The organism is Oleiphilus sp. HI0123 (genome assembly GCF_001635315.1).
In genome coordinates this window covers 1-7,930 of sequence record NZ_LWGE01001540.1, presented here as the reverse complement: position 1 = coordinate 7,930, position 7,930 = coordinate 1, and the positions used below count along the sequence as shown (strand labels likewise).

The following is a 7,930-nucleotide window of genomic DNA, read 5'->3' as shown; positions in this document are numbered from 1 at the left end:
AAAAGTATTGATGCGCTAGGTGTTGCTTTTGCCAAGATTCGTACTGGTCGAGCGCACCCAAGTATTTTAGATAGCGTATCAGTTTCATACTATGGTGTAGATACACCGCTAAAGCAGGCGGCTAATATTAGTGTTGAAGATGGCAGAACTTTGGCAATCTCTGTTTGGGAAAAACCAATGGTGCCAGTGGTCGAAAAAGCGATTATAGCAGCTAACCTCGGCTTAAACCCGTCAACTTCTGGTGACTTAATACGTGTGCCAATGCCAGCTCTAACAGAGGAAACTCGTAGGGATATGGTTAAGCTAGCAAAAGCAGATGCCGAGAGTGCAAGAGTATCTGTTAGAAATATTCGCAGAGATGCTAACTCCGATATTAAAGAACTTTTGAAAGAGAAAGAGATTTCAGAAGATGAAGAAAAAAGAGCAGCAGATGGTATCCAAAAACTAACTGACACTTATGTTGCTAAAGTTGATGCTTTATTGCAGGAAAAAGAATCAGACTTGATGGAAGTATAAAAACTGCCTGTTTCGGGCGAAAGTGTGTCCAATGCTTTCGCTCGTTAAATTTCGTGTTATTAAGTATTGGGTTGGATAGATAAATTGAGTGAGCACATTCCTCTAAGCTCAGGGAGTAAACCTAGACACGTTGCTATCATTATGGATGGTAATAATAGGTGGGCTAAGCAGCGCAAAAAGATAGGGATTTCTGGGCACAAGGCAGGCGTAGATGCGGTTAGAGATGTCGTTAAAGCTTGTGTTGAGGAAGATATAGAGGTGCTGACTCTATTTGCCTTTAGTAGTGAAAACTGGAGGAGGCCCGCCGAAGAGGTTGGTGCGTTAATGAAGCTTTTCCTTTTTGCCTTGCAGCGAGAAGTTAAGAAACTGCACTCAAATAATATCCGCTTGCGAATTATTGGTGATCGAGAGCCGTTTAGTGATGTGCTTCAGGAGCATATGGCGAAAGCGGAAGAACTAACAGAAAATAATGATGGTATGACTCTGGTCGTTGCCGCTAACTACGGTGGGCACTGGGATGTCGCGCAAGCGACGCGGAAAATTGCCCATAAAGTTGCTTCCGGCGAGATTGCGGCTGAAGATGTGAGCGAAGACTTAATTCAATCACATATCTCTTTGGGTGACTTGCCTTTACCTGATTTAATGATTCGCACTGCGGGTGAGCAGCGCATCAGCAATTTTATGTTATGGCAATTGGCCTACGCAGAATTCTATTTTTCCGATTTGTACTGGCCCGATTTCAAGAAGGAACAGATGCTGGAAGCCTTAAAAGCCTATGCTGGACGAAAGCGGCGCTTTGGGCAAACTGATGATCAGTTGGATCAGGCCGAGTAAATAATCACGGGACTCTTTTTGTGTTAAAACAACGAATAATTACAGCTTTAATTCTTGCTCCACTTGTTTTGGGGGGTGTTTTTTTACTGCCTCCAGAGTATTTTTCTTGGTTTGTCGCAGCTATTGTTATTTTAGGTGCCTGGGAATGGGCTAACCTTTCAGGCGTGAGCGCTTCTGCAGCGCGAGTGGTTTATGCTCTCGTGATGGCGGTTTTCCTATTTTTGCTTGTCGGCAGTATGTCTCTTCCCTGGGTATTAACACTTTCTGTTGCATGGTGGGCCTTGGCATGTGTTCTGGTCATGACTTTTCCAGAATCATCTTCCCTGTGGAAGGGGAAAATAGTTCAGTTACTGCTTGGTTTTGTTGTGCTTGCTCCTTTGTGGAAGGCTTTAGTTTTTCTACGCTCAAGTGAATATGCGCCCTTAGCTGACTTAAATGTTCTTTGGCTTATTTTTTATATCTTGATGTTAGTGTGGGCCGCGGATACGGGGGCTTATTTCGCTGGCCGAGCTTTTGGTAAGAAGAAATTAGCACCAAAAGTTTCCCCTGGAAAATCGTGGGCTGGAGCCTGGGGCGGTCTGGCTGCTTGTCTATTGTTATCTCTGATTGCTAGTAATTTGCTAGAACATAATTTCGCAATGACTATACAGTTTGCAGTCATTTCAACTATTACTGGTTCAATCTCAATAATTGGTGACTTAACAGAGAGTATGTTTAAGCGACAACGCGGTATTAAAGATAGTAGTAATCTGCTTCCTGGTCATGGCGGTGTGCTTGATCGTATTGATAGCTTGGTTGCCGCGATTCCAGTGTTTGTCTTTGCTTTATACAATCTCTCTTGGGTCGCCTAGTGTTATTCTACTTTTCGCAAACTCTCAGTAATTCAGGTTATTAAGTGTCGACTATTCAAAGTGTATGTGTCTTGGGGGCGACCGGCTCTATTGGTCTAAACACGCTCGACGTGATTAGTCGGCACCCAGACAGGTATCGGGTATTTGCTCTGACGGCGCATCGCAGTGTCGAGCAAATGCTAGCTCTGTGTTTGAAGCACTCCCCAAGTATTGCGGTTATGGTGGATGAAGATGCTGCGCAATGCTTGCAGGGTGAGTTGCTAAAACATGCTTCTGATATCAAAGTTTTGGCAGGTGCGGAGTCTCTGGAATGTGTGTCCGCACATGATGATGTTGATGTCGTCATGGCTGCAATCGTTGGTGCAGCCGGGCTAGAGGCGAACCTTGCTGCTGCTAGAAAAGGTAAGAAAGTTTTACTAGCGAATAAAGAGTCCTTAGTTATGTCTGGCCAGCTCTTTACGGAAGAGGTGAGTCGTTCAGGTGCAACGCTATTGCCTATCGATAGCGAGCACAACGCGATATTTCAATGTCTTCCTGGTTCCTATCAGTGTGGCCAGTCTTTAGAACGAGAAGTGCAGCGTGTATTGCTCACTGCCTCAGGTGGGCCTTTCAGGGGGTGGTCTCGTGATCGCCTTAGTACGGTGACGCCAGAACAGGCCTGCGCACACCCAAACTGGCAGATGGGAAGTAAAATCTCAGTAGATTCTGCCACGCTTATGAATAAGGGTTTGGAGCTAATCGAAGCGTGTTGGTTGTTCGATATCAGTCCGAAAGATATCGAGGTTCATGTTCATCCTGAGAGTATTGTTCATTCCATGGTTGAATACTTGGATGGCTCGGTCATAGCGCAAATGGGAAGCCCCGATATGCGTACACCAATTGCCTATGGCTTGGCGTGGCCCGAAAGAATTGCCTCAGGTGCCATTTCATTAGACTTATTTGAAGTTGCTCAACTAAACTTTGAAAAGCCTGATCTTGAAAACTTTCCCTGCCTTAAGTTGGCTCAAGAGGCTTTTGATGTTGGTGGTACTGCGTGTACGGTCTTAAATGCTGCGAATGAAGTTGCTGTCGCGTCCTTTCTAAAAGGTAATGTCTCCTTTACTGCTATCCCTGATATTATTGCGTCAACATTAGAAGATGCCTCAATCGCTCCAATAACATCAGTTAATCAGATATTGTCTGTTGATGAAGAGGCTAGAGTTATAGCTCAACAGCAAATAATGAAGAAGAAACGGCCTTAATGAAGATGAGCCAGTATATTTAATGACACTGATTCAGACCATACTCTCGCTAATTATTACGCTTGGTATTCTAGTTACGATCCATGAATATGGACATTACTGGGTTGCCAAGCGTTGTGGTGTCAAGGTCCTACGATTTTCAGTAGGCTTTGGGCGCCCGATTTTTATGTGGAAAAACAAGGATGGAACCGAGTTTGCCATTGCTAGTATTCCTTTAGGTGGCTTCGTCAAGATGCTTGACGAACGCGAAGCCCCTGTAGAAACCGCTTTGCTTCCTTATGCTTTTAATCGCAAGCCTGTCTCGCAGCGTATTGCGATAGTGTCAGCAGGCCCTATCGCGAACTTTCTATTTGCTATTGCAGCTTACTGGCTGATGTTCATTATTGGCTTCAGTGCCTTGACTCCAACAATAGGTGAAATTGATCAGGAGTCCGTTGCAGCAAGGGCTGGTTTGTATCCTGGTCTTGAAATAACTCAGGTGGATGGGCGAGATACTCTGAGTTGGCGCTCTGTCAGTATGGCTTTAGTGAACCGTATCGGCGACAGCGGTGATATTGAATTATTCGCTAAGGCTGGTGCTAGTGACACTGCTGATGGTTATACATTAAGTGTTGAAAACTGGATGTTGGACCGTGAGCCACATGGACTGCTTAAGGACTTAGGTGTCCACCCATTAAAGCCGCCTGTTCCCGCAGTAATGGGGAGTGTCTTAGCCGATAGTCCGGCTGAACAGGGTGGCTTAAAAGCGGGCGATAAAGTAATTGAGGCCGGCGGTAAAGTTATTGAAGACTGGTTTGCTTTTGTCGATGTAATCAAAGTCTCTGCTGAAAAAGATGTTGTCGTTAAGGTTGAGAGGAGTGGAGAAAACAATGGGCTTATTGTCGAGACTCTGTCACTTAGACCAGAAGTATTTATACGTGAAGACGGTGCCTCGGTTGGTCGTTTAGGAGTCAGTGTTCAGCCCTTTACTTACCCGAAAGAGATGATAAGAACGATAAGCTACGGTCCTCTTGAATCCCTGATGCAGGCGAGTGAACAAGTTTGGGCTGATTGTGTTATGACACTTAACGCGATCAAGAAGATGATTATGGGCTTAATTTCTCTTGATAACCTGAGTGGCCCGATAACCATCGCTCAAGTAGCAAGTGAGTCTATCGAGTCAGGTTCTGAAGAGTTTTTGCGTTTTCTAGCTTTATTAAGCGTAAGCTTAGGAATCTTAAATTTACTGCCCATTCCTGTCTTGGATGGAGGGCATATTTTTTACTATTTGATCGAAGCTGTAAAAGGCGAACCACTATCTGAGAAATGGCAGGTGTTGGGTTTAAAAGTAGGGGTGTCATTTATATTGATACTTATGTCTCTAGCTTTATATAACGATATTATGCGTTTGTAGTGGTTATTCATTAATAGGATTGTCTGTGTTTGGCGTAAAAAAAATAATTCGTAGTTGGCTTGCTCTGAGCTTATTGATTCTAGCTATCGCCCCCTTAGCTGCTAAAGCAGAAGCTTTTATTATCAATGATATTCGTGTTGATGGTCTTAAGCGGGTATCAGCCGGTTCGGTATTTTCTGCGTTTATCCTAAGTGTTGGTGAGACTGCTAGTGAAGAAAAGATAGTTGAAGCAAGTAAGGCGCTATTTAAAACCGGCTTGTTTACAGATATCGAAATCGCCCGTGAAGATAGAGATTTGGTCATTATTGTTCAAGAGCGCCCCTCAATCTCGAAAATCGAAATTGAAGGAAATAAGGATATCTCTGAAGAAGATTTGCTGGAAGGGCTCAAAGCTGCCGGGATGGCAGAAGGAAAAGTATTCAAGCGGGTAACGCTTGAGCGTCTGGAGCTCGAAATCCTTCGCTCTTATGTTACACAAGGTAGATACTCTGCTTCTGTAGAGGCCGAAGTTAAAGAATTACCTCGCAACCGTGTGGCAATCANGTTGAATATCAACGAAGGAGAAGTTGCCTCAATTCTTCATATCAATATCGTTGGTAACCAAGCATTTTCTGATGAAGAACTAATTGAGCTGATGGAGCTCAAGATGCCAAGTTTTTGGTCAGTATTTACCAGTGATGATAAATACTCAAAAGAAAAGCTGAGTGGCGATTTAGAGCGTATACGTTCTTTCTATCTGGATAATGGTTATATCAAGTTTGCCATCGAGTCGACTCAAGTTTCGATTTCACCACATAAAGAAGATGTTTTCGTTACGGTTAATATTTCAGAAGGCCCGTTATATACGTTAAAGGACTTCGACTTGAAGGGAGACCTTGTTCTAGAGAAGGAAGTGTTAGAAAAGCTTGTTATGTTAAAACCGGGTGACGTATTTTCACGTCAGAAACTGACACTTACATCTGACCTTATCTCTCGTGCTTTAGGTGCAGAAGGTTATACTTATGCAAATGTTAACGCTATCCCTGAGGCGCATGATGACTATAGCGCTTCGGTTACTTTCTTTGTTGATCCTGGTAAACGGAATTATGTAAGAAGAATCAATTTCCGTGGTAACACTTCAACACGTGATGAAGTCTTACGGCAGGAGATGATTCAAATGGAAGGTGGGTCTGCATCAACGGACTTGATCGAAGGTTCTAAAGCTAAGCTTGAGCGTTTGGGCTTCTTTAGTACTGTTAATATTGATACGCCCTCAGTACCGGGCACGTCAGATCAAATTGATGTGAATTACTCGGTTGAAGAAACTTCATCCGGTAACCTTTCTGCAAGCTTGGGTTTTTCTCAGGGTTCCGGTTTTTCACTTGGTTTGAGTGTTTCTGAAAGTAACTTTTTTGGCTCCGGTAAGAAGGTCTCTTTTGGCGTGAATACCACTGAGTCCGTTAAGTCTGCTAACTTTTCCTATCTCGATCCTTACTTCACTGTCGATGGTGTGAGTCGAGGGTTTAGCTTTTTTGCTAGAAAAACTGATTTTGACGAAGATGACCGTTCAGATTTTGTTATCGATGAAACGGGAGCATCGGTAACCTTTGGTTATCCTATCAACAGTATTTCTCGCTTGAAGTTCACTTTTGGTTATACCAATACTCAGCTATCTGCAGGTGAGGATGTGCCGCTCGGAATCAATACTTTTGTTTCTGAATATGGTACGAGTTTTAATACTTACAGCTTTACCGGGTCATGGACCAGAAGCACATTGAATCGCGGGCAGTTTCCAACGCGCGGGTGGGGACAGGGCCTAACGCTTGAAGTGTCGGTACCTTTCAGTGATCTATCATTTTATAAACTTAACTACCGCTCAAATACCTACTTCCCAATCGATAAAGATCATGACTTTGTATTCAGGATTCGCAATAAATTGGCGTGGGCTGATGGGTATGGTGATACCAGCATACTTCCATTTTACGAAAACTATTTCACCGGTGGTATTACTTCGGTGCGAGGTTATCAAAGAAATTCGCTTGGTCGTCAGTCGGTTCCTAGTCAGGCTGGTGGGTCTACAGACCCCTTTGGCGGAAATCTCCTAATTGAAAATAGTGCTGAGTTGATCTTCCCTGTACCGTTTGTGAAAGACCAGCGATCGCTACGCCTATCGTACTTTGTTGATAGTGGTAATGTTTTTGATACAGCAAGGGGATATGATTTTGATGGGAATGAGATTCGTTGGTCGACTGGCTTGAGCTTACAATGGATAACCTTTATCGGGCCCTTGGGCTTCAGTTTTGGTAAGACGATTAATGACATTCCCGGGGACGATACGCGGTTCTTCCAGTTCTCCCTAGGGCAGCCTTTCTAGTTACTAAGTAAACATAAAATAGATCGTTGGAGGTCTTTAATGAAATTATTTAAGCAAATTATTTTGATGGGAAGTATTGCTTTCTTCTCTATGTCGGCACTTGCTGAAATGAAGATTGGTCTGGTTGATATGAGAGCTGCCTTATTTTCTTCAGATGCAGCAAAAGAGTTCACTGAGTCAATGGTGACCAAATATAAAAAACAGGACCTTGAAGTTCGTGCTATCGGAGAAGAAGGTCAGCGCTTGGAAATGCGCTTAAAAAATGACGCTGCAATTATGAGTGATAATGAAAGAGCGAAAATGGCATCTGATCTTGAAGAAGCGATTCAGGAATATAAGTACCGCAAAGGTAAGCTTGATAAGGCTTTGGCAGAAAGACGGAATGAGTTTTTGAGTGATTCAAAGCCCAAAATCGATCAAGCGATCAACGAGCTAGTAAAAGAAGAAAAACTGGATTTGTTGATTCCTCGTGAAGCGGCTTTATATGCCAATCAAGAAATGGATTATACAAATAAAATTATCGAGAAGCTTAACAAGCTAAACTGATCTTTCTATATTTCGTGAGTTTAATCAGATGAAGCAAAATGCCTTTACCTTAAAATATTTGGCGGACTATGTGGAAGGAGAGGTTCGAGGTGATGCGTCGATAAGCATCTCGGGCCTTTCGACTCTGCAGTCGGCTAAGTCAGGTGATTTAAGCTTTTTAGCGAATCCTGCCTATGAGAAATATTTAGCGGATAGC

The 7,930-nt window shown here is 43.3% G+C and carries 8 protein-coding genes; all 8 read left to right on the top strand.

What is annotated here, in order from left to right; all coding sequences use genetic code 11:
- On the top strand, positions 1 to 516 hold a 516-nt coding region (frr, locus tag A3761_RS20585; protein WP_068750790.1), incomplete at its 5' end, for a ribosome recycling factor.
- A 75-nt stretch (positions 517 to 591) separates the two neighbouring features.
- Complete coding sequence (gene uppS / locus A3761_RS20580; RefSeq protein ID WP_068508246.1) at positions 592 to 1,350, top strand: polyprenyl diphosphate synthase; 759 nt, start codon at positions 592 to 594, stop codon at positions 1,348 to 1,350.
- Between the two features lie 20 nt (positions 1,351 to 1,370).
- Positions 1,371 to 2,201: a phosphatidate cytidylyltransferase gene (locus A3761_RS20575; protein ID WP_068554112.1), complete on the top strand. Its 831-nt coding sequence runs from the start codon at positions 1,371 to 1,373 to the stop codon at positions 2,199 to 2,201.
- 44 nt (positions 2,202 to 2,245) lie between these two features.
- Complete coding sequence (gene ispC / locus A3761_RS20570; RefSeq protein WP_197470010.1) at positions 2,246 to 3,442, top strand: 1-deoxy-D-xylulose-5-phosphate reductoisomerase; 1,197 nt, start codon at positions 2,246 to 2,248, stop codon at positions 3,440 to 3,442.
- A gap of 22 nt (positions 3,443 to 3,464) precedes the next feature.
- Positions 3,465 to 4,835, top strand: coding sequence for an RIP metalloprotease RseP (gene rseP / locus A3761_RS20565; RefSeq protein WP_068553758.1), 1,371 nt, complete (start codon positions 3,465 to 3,467; stop codon positions 4,833 to 4,835).
- Between the two features lie 25 nt (positions 4,836 to 4,860).
- Positions 4,861 to 7,188, top strand: a complete 2,328-nt coding sequence (gene bamA, locus A3761_RS20560; RefSeq protein WP_231881268.1) for an outer membrane protein assembly factor BamA — start codon at positions 4,861 to 4,863, stop codon at positions 7,186 to 7,188.
- 39 nt (positions 7,189 to 7,227) lie between these two features.
- Positions 7,228 to 7,734 (top strand): OmpH family outer membrane protein, encoded by a 507-nt coding sequence (locus A3761_RS20555; protein WP_068508219.1) that lies wholly within the window; start codon positions 7,228 to 7,230, stop codon positions 7,732 to 7,734.
- 28 nt (positions 7,735 to 7,762) lie between these two features.
- Positions 7,763 to 7,930 (top strand): LpxD N-terminal domain-containing protein (locus A3761_RS25905; protein WP_304439632.1); only part of this gene is annotated, 168 nt, incomplete at its 3' end.

Bases quoted from the DNA above. Each gene is read 5' to 3' on its own strand.
- rseP (WP_068553758.1), top strand. From the start codon at position 3,465: ATGACACTGATTCAGACCATACTCTCGCTAATTATTACGCTTGGTATT.
- A3761_RS20555 (WP_068508219.1), top strand. From the start codon at position 7,228: ATGAAATTATTTAAGCAAATTATTTTGATGGGAAGTATTGCTTTCTTC.